General features: G+C 53.5%; 20 protein-coding genes. 12 read left to right on the forward strand and 8 right to left on the reverse strand.

Features of this window, described 5'->3' with window-relative positions; genetic code table 11:
- Window positions 1-80: 80 nt before the first annotated feature.
- From NYE92_RS10195 to tkt, 5 genes are all read right to left on the reverse strand, one after another.
- Window positions 81-434, reverse strand: a complete 354-nt coding sequence (locus NYE92_RS10195; protein WP_015699585.1) for a VOC family protein — start codon at window positions 432-434, stop codon at window positions 81-83.
- 204 nt (window positions 435-638) lie between these two features.
- A complete protein-coding gene (fbaA, locus tag NYE92_RS10200) occupies window positions 639-1718 on the reverse strand; it encodes a class II fructose-bisphosphate aldolase (protein WP_013027074.1) in 1080 nt (359 codons plus the stop codon).
- A gap of 109 nt (window positions 1719-1827) precedes the next feature.
- Window positions 1828-2991: a phosphoglycerate kinase gene (gene pgk / locus NYE92_RS10205; protein WP_013027075.1), complete on the reverse strand. Its 1164-nt coding sequence runs from the start codon at window positions 2989-2991 to the stop codon at window positions 1828-1830.
- A 51-nt stretch (window positions 2992-3042) separates the two neighbouring features.
- Window positions 3043-4062: an erythrose-4-phosphate dehydrogenase gene (epd, locus tag NYE92_RS10210; RefSeq protein WP_013027076.1), complete on the reverse strand. Its 1020-nt coding sequence runs from the start codon at window positions 4060-4062 to the stop codon at window positions 3043-3045.
- 307 nt (window positions 4063-4369) lie between these two features.
- Window positions 4370-6364, reverse strand: a complete 1995-nt coding sequence (gene tkt, locus NYE92_RS10215) for a transketolase (RefSeq protein WP_013027077.1) — start codon at window positions 6362-6364, stop codon at window positions 4370-4372.
- A gap of 270 nt (window positions 6365-6634) precedes the next feature.
- On the opposite strand from tkt, the gene NYE92_RS10220 reads away from it, so the two are divergent.
- The gene (locus NYE92_RS10220) at window positions 6635-7390 is read left to right on the forward strand and encodes a M48 family metallopeptidase (protein WP_015699583.1); all 756 of its coding nucleotides are present in this window, start codon (window positions 6635-6637) and stop codon (window positions 7388-7390) included.
- A gap of 43 nt (window positions 7391-7433) precedes the next feature.
- On the opposite strand, the gene speB is transcribed toward NYE92_RS10220, so the two are convergent.
- Window positions 7434-8354, reverse strand: a complete 921-nt coding sequence (speB, locus tag NYE92_RS10225; protein ID WP_013027079.1) for an agmatinase — start codon at window positions 8352-8354, stop codon at window positions 7434-7436.
- Between the two features lie 159 nt (window positions 8355-8513).
- On the reverse strand, window positions 8514-10493 hold the full coding sequence (speA, locus tag NYE92_RS10230) for a biosynthetic arginine decarboxylase (protein WP_259018917.1): 1980 nt from the start codon (window positions 10491-10493) through the stop codon (window positions 8514-8516).
- Between the two features lie 803 nt (window positions 10494-11296).
- Between speA and metK the strand changes: the two genes are divergently transcribed.
- From metK to ruvX, 9 genes are all read left to right on the forward strand, one after another.
- Window positions 11297-12448 carry a methionine adenosyltransferase gene (gene metK / locus NYE92_RS10235; protein ID WP_015699581.1) on the forward strand — a complete coding sequence of 384 codons (1152 nt, stop codon included), beginning with the start codon at window positions 11297-11299 and terminating at the stop codon, window positions 12446-12448.
- Window positions 12449-12886: 438 nt separating this feature from the next.
- Window positions 12887-14278 carry a sugar porter family MFS transporter gene (locus NYE92_RS10240; protein WP_014594508.1) on the forward strand — a complete coding sequence of 464 codons (1392 nt, stop codon included), beginning with the start codon at window positions 12887-12889 and terminating at the stop codon, window positions 14276-14278.
- Between the two features lie 245 nt (window positions 14279-14523).
- Complete coding sequence (locus NYE92_RS10245; protein WP_013027083.1) at window positions 14524-16458, forward strand: methyl-accepting chemotaxis protein; 1935 nt, start codon at window positions 14524-14526, stop codon at window positions 16456-16458.
- A gap of 105 nt (window positions 16459-16563) precedes the next feature.
- Window positions 16564-17076, forward strand: a complete 513-nt coding sequence (locus NYE92_RS10250) for a SprT family zinc-dependent metalloprotease (protein ID WP_042677525.1) — start codon at window positions 16564-16566, stop codon at window positions 17074-17076.
- A gap of 75 nt (window positions 17077-17151) precedes the next feature.
- A complete protein-coding gene (endA, locus tag NYE92_RS10255) occupies window positions 17152-17859 on the forward strand; it encodes a deoxyribonuclease I (protein WP_014594511.1) in 708 nt (235 codons plus the stop codon).
- A gap of 73 nt (window positions 17860-17932) precedes the next feature.
- Window positions 17933-18664: a 16S rRNA (uracil(1498)-N(3))-methyltransferase gene (rsmE, locus tag NYE92_RS10260; protein WP_013027086.1), complete on the forward strand. Its 732-nt coding sequence runs from the start codon at window positions 17933-17935 to the stop codon at window positions 18662-18664.
- A 115-nt stretch (window positions 18665-18779) separates the two neighbouring features.
- Complete coding sequence (gshB, locus tag NYE92_RS10265; protein WP_013027087.1) at window positions 18780-19724, forward strand: glutathione synthase; 945 nt, start codon at window positions 18780-18782, stop codon at window positions 19722-19724.
- A gap of 85 nt (window positions 19725-19809) precedes the next feature.
- Window positions 19810-20373, forward strand: a complete 564-nt coding sequence (locus NYE92_RS10270; protein ID WP_019104764.1) for a YqgE/AlgH family protein — start codon at window positions 19810-19812, stop codon at window positions 20371-20373.
- On the forward strand, window positions 20373-20789 hold the full coding sequence (gene ruvX, locus NYE92_RS10275) for a Holliday junction resolvase RuvX (RefSeq protein WP_013027089.1): 417 nt from the start codon (window positions 20373-20375) through the stop codon (window positions 20787-20789). The genes NYE92_RS10270 and ruvX overlap by 1 nt, the downstream gene beginning before the upstream one ends.
- On the opposite strand, the gene NYE92_RS10280 is transcribed toward ruvX, so the two are convergent.
- Window positions 20786-21781, reverse strand: coding sequence for a type IV pilus twitching motility protein PilT (locus NYE92_RS10280; RefSeq protein ID WP_259018918.1), 996 nt, complete (start codon window positions 21779-21781; stop codon window positions 20786-20788). The genes ruvX and NYE92_RS10280 overlap by 4 nt on opposite strands.
- Before the next feature lie 15 nt (window positions 21782-21796).
- Between NYE92_RS10280 and NYE92_RS10285 the strand changes: the two genes are divergently transcribed.
- Window positions 21797-22504: a YggS family pyridoxal phosphate-dependent enzyme gene (locus tag NYE92_RS10285; protein WP_013027091.1), complete on the forward strand. Its 708-nt coding sequence runs from the start codon at window positions 21797-21799 to the stop codon at window positions 22502-22504.
- A 12-nt stretch (window positions 22505-22516) separates the two neighbouring features.
- Entirely contained in the window at window positions 22517-23071 is a 555-nt protein-coding gene (locus NYE92_RS10290) for a YggT family protein (protein WP_259018919.1), read from the forward strand.

The following is a 23071-nucleotide window of genomic DNA, read 5'->3' on the forward strand; positions in this document are numbered from 1 at the left end:
AGACGCCAAACTGAGTGATACGGGAAGGCGGTTTTGCACACTTACGCATCAGCACGCCGGCCTCCGCGCACGATGTTTGTTCAGGGCACATGGCTGAGTATATTAATCAGCCTGCCAAACGGATCACGGACATAAAAACGACGCACGCCCCACGCTTCTTCTGTAAGCGCATAGTCGACCGGCAGCCTCGCAGCGACAACGCGTTGATACACCTCATCAAGATTATCAACCTCAATGGATAAATCCGGAACAGCTGTGCCGGCGCCGCCTTCCCGCGCAATACTGACCTGCGGCACCATCGTGTTATCCGCGGCCCAGGTCATGATCCATCCGTGATCCATCGCCAGTTTCAGATCGAGAATGTCACCGTAGAAGCGTTCTGCTTCTTCCATATTTCCGGCCCGAATATTCGCCACAATGCGTTTGACGGCCATACGATTGCCCTCACCTGTTAAGCCACACACAGGATACAGCGCGCGCTGCAGTGAGGTTGTGACAGCACGTCAGAATGTGTCGCCCGACAAAAAGAAATGAAACTGAGCGTGAGCAGAAAGGATAAAAAAAAGTCCCGATCGGACGATCGGGACTGAGTCGTTCGTCTGCCGTTCTCTCGAACTCAGACGCCAGCAGCGTGATGCTTACAGAACGTCAACGGCGTTGAGTTCTTTGAACGCCTGCTCCAGACGCACCACCATGGATGCCTGGGCAGAGCGCAGCCATACACGTGGGTCATAGTATTTCTTGTTAGGCTTGTCTGCGCCTTCTGGGTTACCCAGCTGCGCCTGAAGATAGCCTTCGTTCTTTTTGTAGTACTGCAGGATGCCGTCCCAGGTTGCCCATTGAGTATCGGTATCGATATTCATCTTGATCACGCCGTAGCTGATAGACTCTTCGATTTCTGCAGCAGATGAACCTGAACCACCGTGGAATACGAAATCCAGCGCGTTGTGCGGCAGACCGTGTTTTTCACAGACATATTTCTGTGAATCACGCAGAATGGTTGGGGTCAGTTTAACGTTGCCTGGCTTGTAAACGCCGTGCACGTTACCGAAAGAGGCCGCAATGGTGAAGCGCGGGCTGATCGCATTCAGTTTTTCGTACGCGTAGTTTACGTCTTCTGGCTGAGTGTAAAGCGCTGAAGCATCCATATGGCTGTTATCTACGCCATCTTCTTCACCACCGGTGCAGCCCAGCTCAATTTCCAGGGTCATGTCGATTTTCGCCATGCGCGCCAGGTATTTGCTGCTGATTTCGATGTTTTCTTCCAGTGACTCTTCGGACAGGTCGATCATGTGAGAAGAGAACAGCGGCTTACCGGTTTTCTTGAAGTGCTCTTCGCCCGCGTCCAGCAGACCGTCGATCCACGGCAGCAGTTTCTTGGCGCAGTGGTCGGTATGCAGGATAACCGGCACGCCGTACTGCTCAGCCATCAGATGCACGTGGTGTGCGCCAGAGATGGCACCGAAAATCGCTGCGCCCTGTGGCTTGTCTGTTTTAAAACCTTTACCGGCGATGAATGCAGCACCACCGTTGGAGAACTGTACGATAACCGGCGCTTTTACTTTCGCCGCGGCTTCCAGTACAGCGTTAATGGAGTCGGTGCCGACACAGTTGACCGCAGGCAGAGCGAATTTGTTCTCTTTCGCTACTTTGAAGATCTTCTGAACGTCATCACCAGTGACAACGCCGGGTTTTACGAAATCAAAAATTTTAGACATGATTGTGTCCTGTTTCGTGACCGGTTATCCCCGATACGGGGACAGCGATTTAAACGCCCGGTTTCGGGCGAGTTTTCAGGCGATGCCGTAGGGCACCGCCCCCAAAGGATTACTGCTTCGCACGCTCTTCCAGCATGGCTACGGCAGGCAGTTTTTTGCCTTCCACGAACTCCAGGAAGGCACCGCCGCCGGTAGAGATGTAGGAGATTTTGTCTTCGATACCGAACAGGTCGATAGCCGCCAGCGTATCACCGCCGCCCGCCACTGAGAATGCTTCGCTGTCTGCAATGGCGTTAGCCACAATCTCGGTGCCTTTGCGGAAGTTCGGGAATTCAAACACGCCCACCGGGCCGTTCCACAGAATGGTTTTGGCATTCTTCAGGATGGTCGCCATGGCCTGAGCGGTTTCATCACCGAAGTCCATAATCTCTTCGTTATCTGCGACTTCCGAAACCTTTTTCACGGTTGCCGGGGCAGTTTCAGAGAATTCCGTGCCAACACGTGAATCGGTTGGAACAGGAATTCCGTACTGATCGCGCAGGCCTTTGGCCGCGTCAACGAAGTCTGGCTCATACAGCGATTTGCCCACGTTGTTGTCGATAGCGACAAAGGTGTTGGCGATGCCGCCGCCGACAATAACGGTATCGGCAATCTTCACCAGCGACTGCAGCACGTCAAATTTGGTTGAAACCTTAGAACCACCGACCACAGCCACCAGCGGGCGCTCAGGGTTCTTCATCACTTTACCCAGCGCTTCCAGCTCAGCTGACAGCAGCGGGCCAGCACAGGCGACAGGGGCAAATTTGCCAACGCCATGCGTGGATGCCTGGGCGCGGTGCGCGGTACCAAAAGCATCCATAACAAAGACGTCGCACAGCGCAGCGTATTTCTTAGACAGCGCTTCGTCGTCTTTCTTTTCGCCTTTATTGAAGCGAACGTTTTCCAGTACGACCAGTTCGCCCGCGCCGATATCGACGCCGTCGAGGTAGTCTTTCGCCAGGGTAACCTGAGTACCGTTCAGTTTCTCTTTCAGGTAGTTCACTACTGGCAGCAGTGAGAATTCTTCGTTGTATTCACCTTCGGTCGGACGACCCAGGTGAGAGGTAACCATCACTTTGGCGCCCTGTTTCAACGCCGCTTCGATAGTTGGCAGTGAAGCACGAATACGTGCATCTGACGTCACTTTCCCTTCTTTCACTGGTACGTTGAGATCGGCGCGAATTAAAACGCGTTTGCCAGCAAGATCCAGATCGGTCATCTTAATTACGGACATGGTGAACCCTCTCGTTGATTCTCATAAGTTTTGCCAGACGCAAACCGCGTCTTACCTGAAACCGCTTGCGGCCATCGCTAACGTTGTGTCGAGCATTCGGTTAGCAAAGCCCCATTCGTTGTCACACCAGACCAGGGTTTTGATCAGATGCTGACCGCTGACCCGCGTTTGTGTACCGTCCACAATGGCACTGTGCGGATCATGGTTGAAATCTACTGAGACTAACGGCAATTCTGTATAGTCAACTATACCACGAAATGCCCCTTCTGCCGCGCTTTGCAACAAGGCGTTAACCTCACAGGCCCGAACGGGCTGGCGCACGGAAACGCTGAGATCAATGGCCGTCACGTTGATCGTCGGTACGCGAACCGCGATGGCTTCGAAGCGATCGTTAAATTTCGGAAAAATACGCGCAATGCCTGCCGCCAACCGGGTATCCACCGGGATGATAGACTGACTGGCCGCACGCGTACGGCGCAGATCGCTGTGGTAGGCGTCAATTACCTGCTGATCGTGCATCGCCGAATGGATAGTCGTTACCGTCCCCGACTCGATACCAAAAGCGTCATCCAGTAGCTTGATCACCGGAATAATGCAGTTAGTGGTACAGGATGCATTAGAGACAATACAGTCCGTTTGTTTCAGTTCCTGCTCGTTAACGCCGTACACCACGGTTGCATCAAGATCGTTCCCCCCTGGATGGGAAAACAGCACTTTCTTCGCTCCTGCACGCAGATGGGCTTCGCCGTCATCACGGGAACCGTAAACGCCTGTGCAGTCCAGCACCACGTCAACGTTAAGCTCGCCCCAGGGCAGTTCGTCCAGTCCGGCACGATGCAGAATACGGATAATATCGTCTCCGACCCACAGCTGATCCCGCTCCTGACGCACATCCAGCGCGAAACGCCCATGACTGGTATCGTACTTTAGCAGGTGCGCCATGCCCGCAGCCTCAGCCAGTTCGTTAACTGCCACCACTGTGATCTCCGCGCGGCGGCCCGTTTCATACAGTGCACGCAACACGTTGCGCCCAATGCGACCAAAGCCGTTTATCGCTACCCGAATGGTCATCTTTCTCCTGCCAAACCAGACTGAAAAAAAGGTGCAGATAGCCTGAGCGTTTCACTGCATTTTGTACAGGAGATTCTTAGCCCGATCGCTGGCAAAGCAGCCTCAACTGAAACGGTTCAGCTAGGATAATAGAAGGACGGAATAACGGGAATGATTGCGATCAAGCGGGCTGCGTATTTTTGGATCTACATCACAAAATTACGCAAAAAATCGCTATTACTACAGGAATAATTTTGTCGATAAGGGGGCAAACTGCGCCCCCTTTCATCTGGGCACAGGCGAGCCTTCACTCGCCTGTGCCCTTCTGTCAGGCCAGCAACGCTTTTGCTTTCGCTACTACGTTGTCTACCGTGAAGCCGAAGACTTCAAACAGCTTCTCAGCAGGCGCTGACTCACCAAAGGTGGTCATGCCGACGATAGCGCCGTTCAGGCCAGTATATTTGAACCAATAGTCTGCAATACCCGCTTCAATGGCAACGCGAGCGGCAACGGCCTTCGGCAGGACAGATTCACGATACTCTGCAGACTGCTTGTCGAACGCATCCGTTGATGGCATGGAAACCACGCGAACCTTACGGCCTTCATCGGTCAGTTTCTGATACGCAGCCACAGCCAGTTCAACTTCTGAACCGGTGGCGATCAGAATCAGCTCTGGCGTGCCCGCGCTGTCTTTCAGCACATAACCGCCGCGGGCCACGTTTGCCAGCTGCTCTGCGGTACGATCCTGCTGCGCCAGATTCTGACGAGAGAAGATCAGTGCGCTTGGACCATCTTTACGCTCAATCGCATATTTCCACGCCACTGCTGATTCCACCTGATCACACGGACGCCACAGGCTCATGTTTGGTGTGGTACGCAGGCTCGCCATCTGCTCTACCGGCTGGTGCGTCGGGCCATCTTCGCCCAGGCCAATTGAGTCGTGGGTATAAACCATAATCTGACGGATTTTCATCAGCGCGGCCATACGGGCGGCGTTACGTGCATACTCAACAAACATCAGGAAGGTCGCGGTATAAGGCAGGAAGCCGCCATGCAGCGCCAGACCGTTGGCAATCGCGGTCATACCGAATTCACGCACGCCGTAATGAATATAGTTGCCGGCAGCGTCTTCATTGATGGGCTTAGAGCCAGACCAGATGGTGAGGTTACTGGGTGCCAGATCAGCCGAACCGCCCAGATATTCTGGCAGGATTTTACCAAAGGCTTCGATCGCATTTTGTGAGGCTTTACGGCTGGCGATTTTCGCCGGGTTAGCCTGTAACTGCTCGATAAACTTCTGCGATTCCTGCTGCCAGTTAGCCGGCAGTTCGTTGCTCATGCGGCGCGTAAATTCTGCAGCCAGCTCTGGGAAGGCACTGGCATAGGCCGCGAATTTCGTGTTCCACGCATCCTCTTTCGCCTTGCCTACTTCCTTAGCATCCCACTCAGCATAAATGTCTGAAGGAATAACGAAAGGCGGATAGTCCCAGCCTAACTGTTTGCGGGTGAGCGCAATCTCGTCATCGCCCAGCGGTGCGCCGTGTGAGTCGTGGGTCCCCGCTTTATTCGGTGAACCAAAACCGATCACAGTTTTGCACATCAGCAGTGACGGCTTGTCGCTCACCGCTTTCGCTTCTTCAATGGCTTTCGCGATGGCGTCGGCATCGTGACCGTCAACGCCGCGCACCACGTGCCAGCCGTAAGCTTCGAAGCGCTTCGCGGTGTCATCGGTGAACCAGCCGTCAACATGACCATCGATGGAGATACCATTGTCATCATAGAATGCCACCAGCTTGCCCAGCTTCAGCGTACCCGCCAGCGAGCACACTTCGTGTGAGATGCCTTCCATCATGCAGCCGTCGCCCATAAAGACCCAGGTATTATGATCTACGATCTCATGGCCCGGACGGTTGAACTGTGCTGCCAGCGTGCGCTCCGCAATGGCAAAACCTACGGCGTTAGCGATGCCCTGCCCCAGCGGACCGGTCGTGGTTTCCACGCCCACGGTATAGCCATATTCAGGGTGCCCCGGCGTTTTAGAATGCAACTGACGGAAGTTTTCCAGCTCGCTAATCGGTAAATCGTAGCCGGTAAGGTGCAGCAGGCTGTAAATCAGCATCGAACCGTGACCATTGGACAGAACAAAACGGTCGCGATCGGCCCAGTGTGGGTTGGTTGGGTTATGATTGAGATAGCCGCGCCACAAGACTTCGGCGATATCCGCCATGCCCATCGGGGCACCCGGATGTCCCGATTTAGCTTTTTGCACTGCGTCCATACTTAACGCGCGAATGGCGTTGGCAAGATCTTTACGAGAGGGCATCTTCTACTCCAGTTCGGATTAATGATTTGCGCCTTAACCTGTTGTAATTAATCAGCTATCGGGCAAATCACGGGGAAAAGTTTCACCACAATGTACATGAAAAACGGGGCAAAAGTAATGTCGTAAAACGCTAAATGTTCCCGCTTCGTCTGGCTTTTCCAGTCATGTCTGCTAGCAAAAGGGTTTATCACGAACTATAACCTGTTGGTTAAACCACCTTGTACGGATTCAGGTGTTTGTTTTTTATCTTGTTACTTATGGGACGACAGAATGAAAATTCATAAAATGGCACTGGCTCTGGGCCTGGTTGCGCTGCTTAGCGGCTGTGAGGGTGTAAATAGTAATGGTCTGCTGCAATCCGGCGCACAGGCATTTCAGGCTTACACGTTGAGCGATGCTCAGGTTAAGCAGCTTAGCGATCAGTCCTGCGCCCAAATGGACAAAGAAAATCAGGTCGCGCCAGCTGACAGCGAGTACCAGCAACGGCTGAATAAAATCGCTGCGGCACTGGGCGACAACATCAATGGTATCCCGGCTAACTACAAGGTTTACCAGACCAAAGACGTTAACGCCTGGGCAATGGCCAATGGCTGCATCCGCGTTTACAGCGGACTGATGGATATGATGACCGACAATGAAGTCGAGGCGGTACTGGGCCATGAAATGGGCCACGTTGCGCTGGGCCATACGCGCAAAGCGATGCAGGTCGCCTTCACCACAACGGCAGCACGCACCGCGGCGGCATCGGCTGGCGGTATTATTGGTTCGCTGTCACAGTCGCAGTTGGGTGATATGGGTGAAAAATTAGTGAATGCCCAGTTCTCGCAGACGCAGGAGACTCAGGCTGATGACTACTCATACAACCTGCTGAAAAAGCGCGGTATTGATCCGGTCGGGCTGGCAACCAGCTTTGAAAAACTGGCAAAACTGGAACAGGGCCGTCAAAGCTCAATGTTTGACTCGCATCCTGACTCCGAAGCGCGTGCGCAGCATATTCGCGATCGCATCGCCGCAGACGGCAAGTAAGTCAGAATCAGAGGGATAACCCTGAGGTTATCCCTCTGTCGCATCAGCCTTTATTCGCTGCCTGAACGTGCAACATGTCCAGCGCCAGCGTAGCGGCGGCAAGTGCCGTCAGATCGGCGTGATCGTAACCCGGCGCGACTTCCACCAGATCCATCCCCACGATATTCATGCCCTGTAAACCACGAATCAGTTTAGTGGCTTTATCTGTGGTTAAACCGCCAATGACCGGCGTACCGGTGCCCGGCGCATGCGCAGGATCCAGACAGTCAATATCAAATGTCAGATAAACCGGCAGGTCGCCGACGGTACGCTTAATTTCCGCCAGAAGATCGTCCACACTGCGGTCGTTAACCTGAGCAGCATCCAGCACGTTAAAGCCCAGGCTTTTGTCGAATTCGGTACGAATACCGATTTGCACCGAGTGCTGAGGATCGATGAGCCCCTCTTTCGGTGCGGTAAAGAACATGGTGCCATGGTCAAACGTTGGACCATTGGAGTAGGTATCGGTATGGGCGTCAAAGTGCACCAGCGCCATTTTACCAAAGTGCTTCGCATGCGCGCGCAGCAGGGGAAGCGTGACGTAGTGATCGCCACCAAAGGTCATCATGCGTTTGCCGTTCGCCAGCAGTTTCTCTGCATGGGCCTGCAGCTTGTCAGACAGATCCTGTGAATCACCAAAGGCGTAAACCAGATCGCCGCAGTCCACCACGTTCAGGCGCTGACGCAGGTCAAACTCCCACGGCCAGCGGCAGCCTTCCCAGGCGAGATTGGTCGAAATCTGGCGGATAGCGCCAGGGCCAAGACGGCTGCCCGGACGGCCTGAGGTCGCGGCGTCAAAGGGCACCCCAGTGATCACCCACTCTGCGTCGCTGTCGTAAGGCTGGAAATTAACCGGAAAACGCATAAAACCAAAGGCGTTAGAAACCAGTGAATTGTCGTACTGATTGCCGAGGGTATTGTACATAAGTCGTCCTCTGTCTGTGCATGAGGCGGGCCTGGAGCGCGCACCATGAAGGTTGAGATAAAAAAAATCCCCTCCGCGTCGTTAGGCCCGACGAGGAAGGGATGGGTTGCTGCCGATTATCAACAATGTCCCGACCCGCTGCAAGCGCTTCGCGGGGCTTTATTCGTCTTCTAAATAGGTGTAGCCATACAGACCGCTTTCGAACTCCTGCAGGAACTGCTCACGCAGTTCGTCATCCAGTTCAGAGGTCTGAATCTGCTTACGGAACAGCGTCATCAGTTCGTTCGGATCGAGCTGAACATACTGCAGCATGTCGGCCACGGTATCGCCCTCATCCGACAGTTGAACCTCCACCTCGCCATTCTGGAAGGCAAACACGTCAACCGCTTCGGTGTCACCAAACAGGTTATGCATGTTACCCAGGATTTCCTGATAGGCGCCGACCATAAAGAAGCCAAGCATCGGTGGGTTGTCCACGTCGTACTCCGGCATCGGCATGGTTGTGGCAATACCGTCACCATCAACATAGTGATCGATGGTACCGTCAGAGTCACAGGTGATGTCCAGCAGCACGGCACGACGTTCCGGTTTTTTATTCAGGCCTTCCAGCGGCAGCACAGGGAACAGCTGATCGATGCCCCATGCATCCGGCATGGACTGGAACAGCGAGAAGTTAACGTAGATCTTGTCCGCCATGCGCTCCTGCAACTCGTCGATGATCGGACGGTGCGCGCGGTTGCTGGGATCAAGATGCTGCTGAATGTAGTGACAGATGCTCAGATAAAGCTGTTCTGCCCAGGCGCGCTGTTTCAGGCTGTAGGTACCGGATGAGTAGCCTGTATGGATATCAAACAGGTCCATCTGGCTGTCGTGCAGCCATTCACGCAGCGAACGACGCGTGTCCGGCTCGTGCATCTCCTGCCAGGTTTCCCACATGCTCAGGATAGGACGCGGGGCATCCTCAATCTCTGGCGCTTCTGGCTTACTGAATTCGTTACGCTCAACGCCGATGATGTTAGATACCAGCACCGTGTGGTGAGCCGTGACTGCGCGGCCGGATTCGGTAATCACCGTTGGGTGCTCAAGTCCATGCTCGTCACAGGCTGCGCCAATTCCCCAGATCACGTTATTGGCATATTCATTCAGTCCGTAATTGACCGAACAGTCGGACTGTGAACGGGTACCTTCATAGTCAACGCCCAGGCCGCCGCCAACGTCAAAGCACTTAATGTTGACACCGAGTTTTGCCAGTTCAACATAGAAGCGCGCAGACTCACGCACCCCGGTCGCGATATCGCGAATGTTAGACATCTGCGATCCCAAATGGAAATGCAGCAGCTGCAGGCTGTCGATCCGGCCCGCTTCACGCATGATTTCAACCAGCTTGAGCACCTGCGTTGCTGACAGGCCAAATTTAGATTTTTCGCCGCCGCTCGACTGCCACTTACCAGAACCCTGTGAAGCGAGACGTGCACGAATGCCCAGACGCGGCACCACATTCAGGCGCTCGGCTTCTTCCAGCACCATGCGCACTTCGGTCATCTTCTCCAGAACCAGATAAACCTTGTGCCCTATCTTCTCGCCAATCAGCGCCAGACGAATATATTCACGATCTTTGTAACCATTACATACAATAACCGAACGGGTCTGACCGGCATGGGCCAGTACCGCCATCAGTTCGGCTTTTGAACCGGCTTCCAGACCCAGCGGTTCGCCAGAATTGACCAGGGATTCGATGACGCGCTTATGCTGGTTCACCTTGATGGGATACACCAGGAAGTAATCACCGGTATAACCGTAAGACTCACGTGCGCGTTTAAAAGCAGCGTTTATTGAGCGCAGGCGATGCTGAAGAATCTGAGGGAAACAGAACAGCGCGGGCAGACGTTGGCCCTGGGCCTCGCGTTCCTTAACCAGCTTAGCCAGATCGACACGCACATCCGGACGATCCGGATCGGGGCAGACGCTAATATGACCCAGTTCATTGACGTCATAGTAGTTATTGCCCCACCAGGCAATGTTGTAGGTCCGCAGCATCAGGCTGGCGTCCTGATCGTTCATCGCCACCTCCTGCATTGAGCGGAGTGTACCTTGTTCGCCAGCTGACGAACCCTTGATATTCTTCATGCCGTCAGACATCGCGAACCTCAATTTTCCGTTGAAAGATAATAATGTAAACCGACTTGAAGGTCGGGAGTCTGGAAATTCGTTGCCACATATTACGTCATGCTCTGTCTGCGTTGCGAACCTGCACGATGCATCACTGTAGTGTTAAGTGTAAAACACTCAGCCGCGTCAGGTACAAAAGGGCCGCGAATAATTCACGACGCTCACCGCCTGGACGATATAAACCGCTATCGCGTCAGAGGTTAACCAGCGCTTGTGTCGGGATAATTACCGAAACCAATAAAATGTCGGCAGAAGAGAAATAAGGACGGGAAACAGGATAACGCCAGCGCCGTGCCAGCACGCGAAAAGGCCAGGAGAGAGAAGATAAGGCTCATTACTCGTATCACCTCCGCACATGTCCTGGACATGTGGAAAACCACCTGGGTGAAAGCCAGACAGCTGTCTGACGGGCGCGACGCGGTAAGCGCGTCATCCTTTTTGCTGCTGAGAACGCAGCGGCGTTTTATACATTTTGCGCCTAAAAAAAGCAAAGAGATTATTTGCTTAATGCACGCGCTGTCAGCAGGATTTTCCACTGCTGCGCGTAAAGTTAACAGTGCAACATCAAAAAGGGCTGGTAATTCGCTCACCGCGTAACCTAAAATAGACGTCCAGATGGTTTTCCATCTAAACAGGTTAATATCCAGGCGGAGTTGGCCTGCGTGCTGACACTACCTGACTGCTCACGGCTTTGCCTTAAGGGGCGTTAAGTCAGCTAATACTCACTTGCGCTATGCAGTCGAATTCAAACCATTGGTAAGGTAAAGAACATAATGGCTAAACATCTTTTTACATCCGAGTCCGTATCCGAAGGACATCCTGATAAAATCGCCGACCAGATTTCTGATGCTGTGCTTGATGCGATCCTGGAACAGGATCCCAAAGCGCGCGTGGCCTGCGAAACGTACGTTAAAACCGGTATGGTTCTGGTTGGCGGTGAGATCACCACCAGCGCCTGGGTTGATATTGAAGAAATCACTCGTAATACCGTACGTGAAATCGGCTATGTTCATTCCGATATGGGCTTTGATGCCAACTCCTGCGCAGTATTAAGCGCTATTGGCAAACAGTCTCAGGATATCAACCAGGGCGTTGACCGCAGCGATCCGCTGGAACAGGGTGCGGGCGATCAGGGTTTGATGTTTGGCTATGCGACAAACGAAACCGACGTTCTGATGCCAGCCCCGGTGACCTATGCGCACCGTCTGGTTCAGCGTCAGGCCGAAGTGCGTAAGGACGGCACGCTGCCATGGCTGCGTCCGGATGCCAAAAGCCAGGTGACCTTCCAGTACGACGACGGCAAAATCGTCGGTATTGATGCGGTCGTTCTGTCAACTCAGCACAGTGAAGCGATCTCACAAAAAGATCTGCAGGAAGCGGTGATGGAAGAAATCATCAAGCCCGTCCTGCCTGCCGAGTGGCTGAGCGCATCCACCAAATATCACATCAACCCAACGGGCCGTTTTGTTATCGGTGGCCCAATGGGTGACTGTGGCCTGACCGGTCGCAAAATCATTGTTGATACCTACGGCGGTATGGCACGTCACGGCGGTGGCGCCTTCTCAGGCAAAGACCCGTCAAAAGTTGACCGTTCAGCCGCCTATGCCGCCCGCTATGTTGCAAAAAACATCGTGGCAGCGGGTCTGGCCGATCGTTGTGAGATCCAGGTTTCCTACGCCATCGGTGTTGCCGAGCCGACCTCCATCATGGTCGAGACCTTTGGCACTGAGAAAGTGTCTACTGAACAGCTGACCTTACTGGTGCGCGAGTTCTTCGATCTGCGTCCTTACGGCCTGATTCAGATGCTGGATCTGCTGCATCCGATCTATAAAGAAACCGCTGCCTATGGCCACTTTGGTCGCGAACATTTCCCTTGGGAAAAAACTGACAAAGCAGAACAGTTGCGTGAGGCTGCGGGCCTGTAAGCCTGAAAACGTCTCAAAAAGCCCTGCCTCGCGGCGGGGCTTTTTTTTTCTTTTTATTCCTCTCGGGCCTTCAGTTTCCCCCACCTGCACATTTTTTTAACTCAGCTACACTTTCTCTCAGCCTGTGCTCAGCTAATGTGTTAACGCTTACAATTTGAAACGCTTTAGATATCGGCTATTTAGGAATTTATCGCCGTAGTTATTCTTCCTAAAATGCGTTATTTTCAGCGTCATCTGATAGGCGTTAAACAGGGCATTGTCAGAAACTTCGAGGGTGCTATACCTCACTGGTTACTTGACCTTTCTGGGTTATAAATGCTGGATTTCAGGGTTTCAGCAAGTGTAAGCGATTACATCAATGTGATCGGGCTCACTTTTTGCCCAGATAAGGTTTTTTAACATCGATAACAACAATGATGGATAATTTTGGAGGCAACCATGCCTGGCAATTCACATAAAAGCAGAACCTCAAATAAGGCAATGACCTTATTTGTCTGCTTTCTGGCAGCCCTTGCAGGCCTGCTGTTTGGGTTGGATATCGGCGTTATCGCCGGTGCACTGCCCTTTATCGCGAAGGACTTTAACGTTACGGCACACCAACAGGAGTGGATTGTCAGCTCAATGATGTTCGGGGCGGCCATCGGTGCTATCGGCAGCGGCTGGATGTCATCGCGTCTGGGGCGTAAAAAAAGCCTGATGGCTGGTGCGATCCTGTTTGTTATTGGCTCACTGTGGTCAGCCATGGCACCTAACCCAGAAATGCTGATCAGCGCACGCGTGCTGTTAGGCCTGGCGGTCGGTATCGCCTCTTACACTGCGCCGCTCTATCTTTCTGAGATTGCGCCTGAAAAAATCCGCGGCAGTATGATCTCGCTTTATCAGTTGATGATTACCATCGGTATTCTGGGTGCGTACCTTTCCGATACCGCGTTCAGCTTCACAGGTAACTGGCGCTGGATGCTGGGCGTGATCACCATTCCTGCCCTGCTGCTGCTGATCGGCGTGTTCTTTCTGCCAAACAGCCCACGCTGGCTGGCGGCGAAAGGAAACTTCCGTGATGCGCAACGCGTACTGGATCGCCTGCGTGATACCAGTGAGCAGGCGAAGCGCGAGCTGGATGAGATCCGTGAAAGCCTGAAGATCAAACAGTCAGGCTGGGGATTATTTACCAGTAGCAGCCACTTCCGTCGTGCGGTGTACCTGGGCATTCTGCTGCAGGTGATGCAACAGTTTACCGGCATGAACGTCATCATGTATTACGCACCGAAAATTTTTGAGATTGCGGGTTTTGCGAATACCACCCAGCAGATGTGGGGAACGGTGATTGTCGGCCTGGTTAACGTACTGGCAACCTTTATTGCTATCGGTCTGGTGGATCGCTGGGGCCGTAAGCCTACCTTGATTCTGGGCTTCCTGGTGATGGCAGCCGGTATGGGCGTTCTTGGCACCATGCTGCACATGGGCATTCATTCACAAGGTGCGCAGTACTTTGCCATTGGCATGCTGCTGATGTTTATCGTGGGCTTTGCCATGTCAGCCGGTCCGCTGATCTGGGTTCTGTGTTCTGAAATTCAGCCTCTGAAAGGACGCGATTTCGGTATCACTGTTTCAACCACGACTAACTGGATCGCCAACATGATTGTCGGCGCAACCTTCCTGACCATGCTGAATACGCTGGGCAATGCGCCGACCTTCTGGGTCTACGGCCTGCTCAACGTCTTCTTCATCGTCCTGACGGTGATGTTGATTCCCGAAACCAAAAACGTTTCGCTGGAGCACATTGAACGTAACCTGATGGCAGGTAAAAAGCTGCGCGATATCGGTCAGTAAGCCCTCCTCAGTATGTCCCCTAGAGCCAGTCAAGGTAAGCTGACTGGCTTTTTTCTTGCCGCTTTCCCCACAACTGACAACGAAAAATATCCTACCGTTTCAACGCCCAGACCTTGCCGTTACTGGCTTACACCTCCCCGCTTCGCTTTTCTTTCATTAAAGTCGAAAAAATATACGCCGATAAATTACCTGACGTTTTCATTATAAAAAGCTTTTTTCAGACTTCGCGTTGACCAGGAAATAGCATGAACAATACCAGCCCTAAAAAGACGATGAGCACCCGTGCTCAGATGCTGCTGGCAGGCGGAATGACGATCGTCGTGGGGTTTACTGCGACCATCGGATTACTCAGTTGGCAGTCCTCGAAAGAACAAAAATCTCTTGCCGCTAACTACCTGCAGCAAATTGCTGCTAGTCACGCCGGGCAAATTCAGCAGGAACTGACGCATGCATTGGATGCCGCTCAAAACCTGGGGCAAAGCCTTGCTGCCCTGCCTGCAGCAGGGATAAATGATCGTAAAGTTGCCGACAAGCTGATGGAATATGCATTGAATAAAAACCCTGACTTTGTGTCGATGACCGTAGTGTTTGAACCCGATGCCTTTGATGGCCGTGACAGTGCCTTTGTCGGCCCGCAGGGAACGCCACCGGGTGGTCGCTATGCCTGGTATGTTGACCGGGACAAAGACGGGCGCTACAAAATGAATCCGGCACTGGACTTTCTGCAGCCGGGGGCCGGTAATTACTATTTACTGCCGAAAGAAACGCAAAAGGACACCCTGATTGAGCCTTACAGCTTCGCTTATGATGGCGCAAAACCAGAGTGGTTAACCTCGGTGGCTACCCCTGTTATGGTCAATGACAAACTGAAGCTGGTTGTCAGTTCCGATATCCTGCTTTCCGCCATCCAGAAAAAAGTAAACCAGATCAAACCCTGGCACGAAACCGGCTACGCGCTGCTGCTTTCGAACAGCGGCAACGTGATTTCCTCCCCCAATGCAGGTGAAGCCGGCAAAAAATGGCAGGGAAACAGCAACAGCTACCGTACGGCAGTGACAGAACAGTACGATCCCGTACTGAAAGAAAATGCCATGTACACCTGGTACCCGATAAGCGTGGGCAACAACACGAAACCCTGGTATGTAGGGATTGTGGCACCCGTCAGCCAGGTAATGGCGGCGGCTGACAAGCAGCTTTACTGGGCTATTGCGCTGATGATTGTCAGTATCCTTTCCGTGGGGGCCGTGCTGGGTCTGTTATTCAACCGTAAAGTGATGCGTCATCTTGGCGGTGAACCCGAAGAGGCGGCGCGCATTGCGCTGGCCGTTGCTGAAGGTCAGTTAAACAATGGCATTCAGGTTGCGCCAGGCGACAGCAGCAGCCTGTTTTATGCCCTCAACACCATGCAGACACAGTTGCAGAGCATTGTGGGACAAATCAAAGACGCCAGCACCTCGGTCCAGCAGGGAGCGGGCGAAATTGCCGGTGCAAACCTCAACCTCGCCTCACGCACCGAGGAACAGGCTGCGGCACTGGAAGAAACTGCCGCGAGCATGGAGCAGATTAGTGCAGCTATCCGCATGAACGCGGATAATGCACAGCAGGCAACGAGCCTGACTGAAAATGCCACGCGCATCGCCAGCCGGGGGGAAACCCTGGTCGATCAGGTGGTCACTACCATGGCGCAGATTGATGAAAGTTCAAAGAAAATCGGTGATATCACCACGCTGATTAACAGCATCGCGTTTCAGACCAACATTCTGGCACTTAATGCTGCTGTTGAAGCTGCACGCGCAGGCGAACAGGGGCGCGGCTTTGCGGTCGTAGCCGCCGAAGTCCGGAATCTCGCGCAGCGGACAACCAGCGCCGTGAAAGATATTTCCGCCCTGATTGAGGAATCAGTTGTTCGGGTTGAAAATGGCGTTGTGCTAGTCAACGATGCAGGCAAAACCATGCATGAGATGACAAATGCCGTTTCATCAGTGCAGCGCATCATTGGTGAAATCGTTGCTGCATCCGATGAGCAAGCCCGCGGTATTGCGCAGGTGACCATCGCGGTCAATGAAATGGATGGCACGACCCAGCAAAACGCTGCGCTGGTTCAGCAGATGTCAGCGGCGTCAAGCTCACTTGAGGATCAGGCGCAGCAACTTGCTCAGACAATAAGGCAGTTCCATTAAAATAATGTCATGTCTGCCCGTCGGGTTCGGCGGGTACGACTTTTTTGCAGGACCGATATTGCTGTTGAGTTGAGTTCCACGCCGCTGCCGCTTATGCTGAGCGCCATGAAAACATCCCGTCTTCCCATTGCCCTACAACAAGCCGTTATGCGCGCCCTGCGTAGTGGGCTCGAACGGGCAAATGAAAAGCTCGAACAACATTATCCCGAACCCAGGCTGGTTTATCAGCAGCGCGGCACGGCTGCCGGAACGGCCTGGCTGGAAAAATGGGAAATCCGCCTGAATCCTGTCCTGCTGATGGAAAATCAGCAGGCCTTCATTGATGAGGTCGTTCCCCATGAGCTGGCCCATTTGCTGGTGTGGAAAACCTTCGGCCGCGTTGCACCGCATGGCAAAGAGTGGAAATGGATGATGGAGACTGTGCTGGGCGTGCCGGCGCGGCGCACCCATCAGTTTGAGGTCGAGTCGGTGCGCAGCCGCACCTTTGCTTATCGCTGCCAGTGTCAACAGCACCAGCTTACCGTGAGGCGCCATAATCGTGTCGTTCGCGGCGAAAGCGAGTACCGCTGCGTTCACTGCGGTAGCTTATTGAAAGCCGAGGTTTTTCCCCTTTCCTGAGCGGATTCTCATTCCGCCTGAGCAGGCATTCTGTTACCCTGCCGCCCTTTTAAGGACCAGGGGTAAAACTGGAACATGTCTCGCAAATTTCTCATCACGACTGCACTGTTACTCGCGTCTTTTAACAGCCAGGCCCTAAACCTCAACAACTATCATCAAAATAATTTTCAACAGGCAAAAGCCTACGCCGCAGAGATTAATGACGATGCGCCCGGCAGCTTTTACTGTGGCTGTAAAATTACCTGGCACGGCAAAAAGGGGGAGCCTGATCTGAACAGCTGTGGCTACCAGCCGCGCAAAAATGCCCACCGCGCCGCACGTATCGAGTGGGAACACGTGATGCCCGCCTGGGAGTTCGGCCATCAACGTCAGTGCTGGCAGAACGGCGGCCGCAAAAATTGCAGCAAAGATGCCGACTATCGCCGTATCGAAACCGACCTGCATAATCTGCAGCCGGCAATCGGTGAAGTGAATGGCGATCGCGGTAACTATGCCTACAGTCAGTGGAACGGTACGGATAAACAGTACGGTCAGTGCAGCATGCAGATTGATTTTAAAAACAAGCAGGCGCAGCCGCCCGAACGGGCCCGTGGCGCGATAGCCCGGACTTACTTCTATATGCGCGACCAGTATCATCTGCGTCTGTCACGTCAGCAAACGCAGTTATTTACAGCCTGGAACAAGCTCTATCCGGTCAGCAAATGGGAATGCGAGCGCGACCAGCGCATCGCTCGCGTACAGGGGAATCATAATCCTTATGTGCTTGAGGCTTGCACGCGTTAAAATCCCTGCCCTAAACTAACTGTTTCACAGCCCCGCCGCGTCAACCTCGCGGCGTTTAGCTCTCAGGGACATTATGCGCATACCTCGCATTTATCACTCACAGCCTGTTCATGTTGGCAGTGAAATCACGCTTGATGAAGACGCGTCCGGTCATGTTGGTCGCGTGCTGCGTATGACCAGCGGACAGCATGTAGAACTCTTTGATGGCAGTAATCTGACTTTCGCTGCAGAAATCACGCATGTTGATAAAAAACGTGTAAAAGTATCCATCACGGCAAGTCAGGAAGACGATCGCGAGTCGCCCCTCCATCTGCATCTCGGTCAGGTCATGTCTCGCGGCGAAAAAATGGAATTTACCATCCAGAAATCAATCGAACTGGGCGTTAATGTTATTACGCCGCTGTTTTCTGAACGCTGTGGGGTCAAACTGGATGCCGAACGCCTGGCAAAAAAAATTCAGCAGTGGCAAAAGATTGCTGTTGCCGCCTGCGAGCAGTGTGGTCGTAACCGGGTACCCGAAATCCGTCCGGCCATGGCACTGGAAGCCTGGTGCAGTGAAGCGGAAAGTGGGTTAAAACTGAACCTGCACCCGCGCGCCAGCCATAGCATCAACACATTGCCTCAGCCGGTTGAGCGCGTTCGCCTGCTGATTGGTCCGGAAGGCGGGCTTTCAACTGACGAAATTGCCATGACGGCGCAGCACGGTTTTACCGATATTCTGCTTGGCCCACGGGTTTTACGTACCGAAACAACGGCCCTGACTGCCATTACGGCACTTCAGGTGAGGTTTGGTGACCTGGGTTAAGCGATACTTTTAGCTCCACTGGGACGCCTGTAATCAACATCGCGTTCTGACTGCTCAGCCCCTTTTTGCCCGAACGAAACGAGACGGTAACCGCCGCCTCCTTCAGGAGATAATAATGATCAAGCTTGGCATCGTGATGGACCCAATCTCATCCATCAACATTAAAAAAGACTCCAGCTTTGCAATGCTGCTGGAAGCACAGCGCCGGGGTTACGAAATCCACTACATGGAGATGAACGATCTCTCCCTGCGCGGTGGTGTGGCTTACGCCCGCACTCGCCTGCTTAGCGTGGAACAGAATGCCGAAAGTTGGTATCAGTTTGGCAGTGAGCAGCAGATTAAACTGGCCGATCTCAACGTCGTATTGATGCGTAAAGACCCGCCGTTTGACACCGAGTTTATCTACTGTACCTACATCCTGGAACGGGCTGAAGAGCAGGGCACGCTGATCGTCAACAAGCCGCAAAGCCTGCGCGACTGTAACGAAAAACTGTATACCGCCTGGTTTGCTGAATTCACGCCGGACACCCTGGTCACGCGTTCTAAGCAACAGCTGCGGGCGTTCTGGCAAGAGCATGGCGACGTCATCATGAAACCGCTGGACGGCATGGGCGGCGCCTCTATTTTCCGAGTGAAGCAGGACGATCCGAATTTCGGCGTTATCGCTGAAACCCTGACTGAACATGAAAGCCGTTACTGCATGGCGCAAAACTACCTGCCAGCTATCAAAGACGGTGATAAGCGCGTGCTGGTGGTGGATGGCGAACCGGTTCCTTATTGTCTGGCGCGTATTCCCCAGGGGGGAGAAACCCGCGGAAACCTGGCGGCTGGCGGACGCGGTGAAGCGCGCCCGCTGAGCGAAAGTGACTGGGAAATCGCCCGCCGCGTCGGTCCAACACTGAAGGCCAAAGGCCTGATTTTTGTGGGCCTCGACATTATTGGTGATAGACTGACTGAAGTTAACGTGACCAGCCCAACATGCATTCGTGAAATTGAGGCCGCCTTCCCTGTCTCCATCACCGGTATGCTGATGGACGCCATTGAGAAGCGCCTGAGCTGAGCATAACGCTGGGGCCATGCTCCGTGATCAACCCAACACCGGTGCAGCAATCACGCACCGGTTATCTTTGGTAAAGCATGTGAGAATGAATTTACAGCATCACTTTTTAATTGCCATGCCATCGTTGCAAGATCCCTTTTTTAAACGTTCTGTCGTCTACGTTTGTGAGCATAACGAAGAAGGGGCAATGGGGCTGATTATCAATAAGCCGATGGAAAACCTGACGGTTGAAGGCATTCTGAAAAAGCTCAAGATCGCCGAAGATAACCGCGATCCGGCTATCAATCTTGATAAGCCTGTGTTCAGCGGTGGTCCGCTGGCGGAAGATCGGGGCTTTATCCTGCACTCGGCACAGCGCACCTTTACTTCCAGCATTCGGGTGTCAGACAACACCGTGATTACCACCTCACGTGACGTGCTGGAAGCGATCGGTACAGCCTCACAGCCCGATCATGTGCTGGTCGCGCTGGGTTATTGTGCCTGGGAAAAAGACCAGCTTGAAAATGAGCTGATGGAGAACGCCTGGCTGACCACACCGGCTAACAGCAATATTTTGTTCCAGACGCCCATCGCCGAGCGCTGGCGTGAAGCCGCGCGCAGTATGGGCATTGATATTCACAACATGGCCAGCGATGCAGGTCACGCCTGATGAATACACAAACGTTGTTAGGTTTTGACTTCGGCACCAAAAGCATCGGCGTTGCGGTTGGTCAGCAGCTGACGGGCAGCGCCCGTCCGTTAAGCGCGATTAAGGCGCAGGACGGGACGCCAGACTGGCTGCAAATTGAAAAGCTGCTTAAAGAGTGGCAGCCCGACTTTGTTGTGGTGGGTTTGCCACTGAACATGGACGGCACCGAGCAACCTTTAACAGCCCGCGCCCGTAAGTTTGCGAATCGCCTGCATGGCCGTTTTGGTATTCGCGTTGAGCTACAGGATGAGCGCCTCAGCACCGTTGAAGCGCGCGCTGGTTTGTTTGAACGGGGTGGCTATCGTGCCCTGAATAAAGGTTCAGTCGATTCCCAGTCAGCGGCGATTATCCTGCAGGACTGGTTTGAAACCCATTAATGAATCACCCCTTCGGCCTGACGGGCTAACCGACTCTGCTCAAAGGTTTGCATTCCGGCCTGCGCGCCGGTTTGCAAAATAGCGGGAATCTGATGCATTTTGCCTTCCCGAATCAGATTGACCACCGCGCTGGTGGCAATCAGCACTTCAAACAGCCCCACGCGTGTCTCATCTGTGGCTGAAACTAGCTGCTGCGCAATAACGGCTTTCAGACTGCCCGCCAGCTGGGTGCGTATCAGCGCCTTTTCATCTGCAGGGAACACATCCACCAGCCGATCCACCGCCTGGACCGCGCCGCGCGTATGCAACGTCGCCAGCACCAGATGTCCGGTTTCTGCCGCGGTTAATGCCTGGCGAATGGTATCGCTGTCGCGTAATTCTCCCAGCATAATCACATCGGGATCTTCGCGTAAGGCCGCTTTCAGGCCCAGACTAAACGAGCGGCAATGCAGCCCCACTTCGCGCTGTTGAATCAGGGACTGCTGGCTGTGATGAATAAACTCAATGGGATCTTCCAGCGTGAGAATATGACGGGCCTGCTGCCGGTTGATGGCATCGACCATGGCGGCGAGCGTGGTGGATTTACCGCTACCGGTCGCGCCGGTAATCAAAATCAGCCCGTCCTGTTTGTTCAGCAAGGTGGGCACAACCTGCGGAAGGCGTAAATCCGCAAGCGAAGGACAGCGGCTGGCAATAATACGCAGCGCCAGAGACAGCCCGTTGCGCTGCATAAACAGGTTCGCGCGTAGGCGCTGCCCGTTAGCCAGTGTTAAGGCGAAATCCAACTGCCCTTCTCGCTTCAGCACCTGCTGCTGTTCGCTGTCCAGCCATGACGAGGTAAATCGCGCCATCCAGTCGGATGGCAGGATGGGCTGGCCGGGCAGCGTTTCAAGCCCGCCCTGACGGCGCCAGTACGGCGAATGTCCGTTACAAAGGTGCAGATCGGCGGCGTTATGCTTTACACTAAGCTCCACTAATTCATCCAAATCCATTTTGATCTCCAGACTATGACTTCAATCCAGCACAACTTACAGCAAGTCCGTCAGCGAATCGCTGCTGCTGCAACCCGTTGCGGCCGGTCGCCAGAAGAAATTACGCTACTTGCAGTGAGCAAAACAAAGCCTGCGAGCGCGGTCGAAGAAGCCGCAGCGGCGGGACAGATCGATTTTGGTGAGAATTACGTTCAGGAAGGGGTTGAAAAGATTCAGTCACTGACCTCACATCCTGCCTTAACCTGGCACTTCATTGGCCCGCTGCAGTCCAATAAAAGCCGCCTGGTCGCTGAACACTTTGCCTGGTGTCATACGGTCGATCGTCAGAAGATCGCACAGCGTCTTAACGATCAGCGGCCTGAACATCTGCCGCCGCTCAATGTCTTAATCCAGGTAAATATCAGTGATGAAAACAGCAAATCTGGCATCATGCTGGAGGCAGTTGCCGGACTGGCTCAGGACATCCTGACGATGCCGCGTTTGCGTTTGCGCGGGCTGATGGCGATTCCGGCACCCGAAGAAGATTATCAGCGACAGCTGGCGGTATGCCAGCAAATGGCTGATGCTTTTGACCAGCTTAAACAGCAGTATAGCGACGTTGATACGCTTTCCCTTGGGATGAGCGATGACATGGAGGCGGCAATTGCCGCTGGCAGTACGATGGTGCGCATTGGCACCGCCATTTTTGGCGCGCGAGATTACACACAACCTTCACAACAATAATTGAGGAACTTCATGTTAACAATGACGTTTTTAGTAAAAACGCTAATCGATCTCTACGTCATGGTGCTGCTGCTGCGCATCTGGATGCAGTGGTCACGTTGTGATTTTTATAACCCGCTTGCGCAGTTTGTCGTGAAGATTACTCAGCCGATTTTAAAACCCCTGCGTCGTATCCTTCCGGCTCTGGGTCCGATTGATACGGCCTCCCTGCTGTTGGCCTTTGTGCTGACAACGCTTAAATATCCCCTTCTGCTGCTGATTCAGGTCGGCGTGTTCTCTGTCGATCCCACGAATTTGCTGGTTGGCCTGCTGTCGCTGTTGAAATCTGCAGGTTATCTGGTGTTCTGGGTCATTATCATTCGCTCCCTGATGAGCTGGATCAGTCAGGGCCGCGGCCCGATGGACTATGTGCTGATTCAGTTGACCGAGCCGTTAATGGCGCCGATTCGTCGTATTCTTCCTGCCATGGGCGGCATTGACTTCTCAGCCATGATCGTGATTCTGGTGCTGTATGCCCTGAATTTCCTTGGCATGGATCTGTTCCCGGGTCTCTGGTATTTGCTGTAA

The sequence above is a fragment of the Pantoea sp. B566 genome (assembly GCF_024793925.1).
In the GTDB taxonomy this organism is placed as follows: Bacteria; Pseudomonadota; Gammaproteobacteria; order Enterobacterales; family Enterobacteriaceae; genus Pantoea; species Pantoea ananatis.

What these genes read in the sequence shown, in the direction of transcription:
- NYE92_RS10240 (WP_014594508.1), top strand. Translation starts at nt 12,887, where the DNA reads ATGCCTGGCAATTCACATAAAAGCAGAACCTCAAATAAGGCAATGACC.
- fbaA (WP_013027074.1), bottom strand. Translation starts at nt 1,718, where the DNA reads ATGTCTAAAATTTTTGATTTCGTAAAACCCGGCGTTGTCACTGGTGAT.
- NYE92_RS10290 (WP_259018919.1), top strand. Translation starts at nt 22,517, where the DNA reads ATGTTAACAATGACGTTTTTAGTAAAAACGCTAATCGATCTCTACGTC.
- rsmE (WP_013027086.1), top strand. Translation starts at nt 17,933, where the DNA reads ATGCGCATACCTCGCATTTATCACTCACAGCCTGTTCATGTTGGCAGT.
- NYE92_RS10195 (WP_015699585.1), bottom strand. Translation starts at nt 434, where the DNA reads ATGGCCGTCAAACGCATTGTGGCGAATATTCGGGCCGGAAATATGGAA.
- gshB (WP_013027087.1), top strand. Translation starts at nt 18,780, where the DNA reads ATGATCAAGCTTGGCATCGTGATGGACCCAATCTCATCCATCAACATT.
- pgk (WP_013027075.1), bottom strand. Translation starts at nt 2,991, where the DNA reads ATGTCCGTAATTAAGATGACCGATCTGGATCTTGCTGGCAAACGCGTT.
- NYE92_RS10245 (WP_013027083.1), top strand. Translation starts at nt 14,524, where the DNA reads ATGAACAATACCAGCCCTAAAAAGACGATGAGCACCCGTGCTCAGATG.
- NYE92_RS10220 (WP_015699583.1), top strand. Translation starts at nt 6,635, where the DNA reads ATGAAAATTCATAAAATGGCACTGGCTCTGGGCCTGGTTGCGCTGCTT.
- speA (WP_259018917.1), bottom strand. Translation starts at nt 10,493, where the DNA reads ATGTCTGACGGCATGAAGAATATCAAGGGTTCGTCAGCTGGCGAACAA.
- metK (WP_015699581.1), top strand. Translation starts at nt 11,297, where the DNA reads ATGGCTAAACATCTTTTTACATCCGAGTCCGTATCCGAAGGACATCCT.
- ruvX (WP_013027089.1), top strand. Translation starts at nt 20,373, where the DNA reads ATGAATACACAAACGTTGTTAGGTTTTGACTTCGGCACCAAAAGCATC.
- NYE92_RS10285 (WP_013027091.1), top strand. Translation starts at nt 21,797, where the DNA reads ATGACTTCAATCCAGCACAACTTACAGCAAGTCCGTCAGCGAATCGCT.
- tkt (WP_013027077.1), bottom strand. Translation starts at nt 6,364, where the DNA reads ATGCCCTCTCGTAAAGATCTTGCCAACGCCATTCGCGCGTTAAGTATG.
- epd (WP_013027076.1), bottom strand. Translation starts at nt 4,062, where the DNA reads ATGACCATTCGGGTAGCGATAAACGGCTTTGGTCGCATTGGGCGCAAC.
- NYE92_RS10280 (WP_259018918.1), bottom strand. Translation starts at nt 21,781, where the DNA reads ATGGATTTGGATGAATTAGTGGAGCTTAGTGTAAAGCATAACGCCGCC.
- speB (WP_013027079.1), bottom strand. Translation starts at nt 8,354, where the DNA reads ATGTACAATACCCTCGGCAATCAGTACGACAATTCACTGGTTTCTAAC.
- endA (WP_014594511.1), top strand. Translation starts at nt 17,152, where the DNA reads ATGTCTCGCAAATTTCTCATCACGACTGCACTGTTACTCGCGTCTTTT.
- NYE92_RS10250 (WP_042677525.1), top strand. Translation starts at nt 16,564, where the DNA reads ATGAAAACATCCCGTCTTCCCATTGCCCTACAACAAGCCGTTATGCGC.
- NYE92_RS10270 (WP_019104764.1), top strand. Translation starts at nt 19,810, where the DNA reads ATGAATTTACAGCATCACTTTTTAATTGCCATGCCATCGTTGCAAGAT.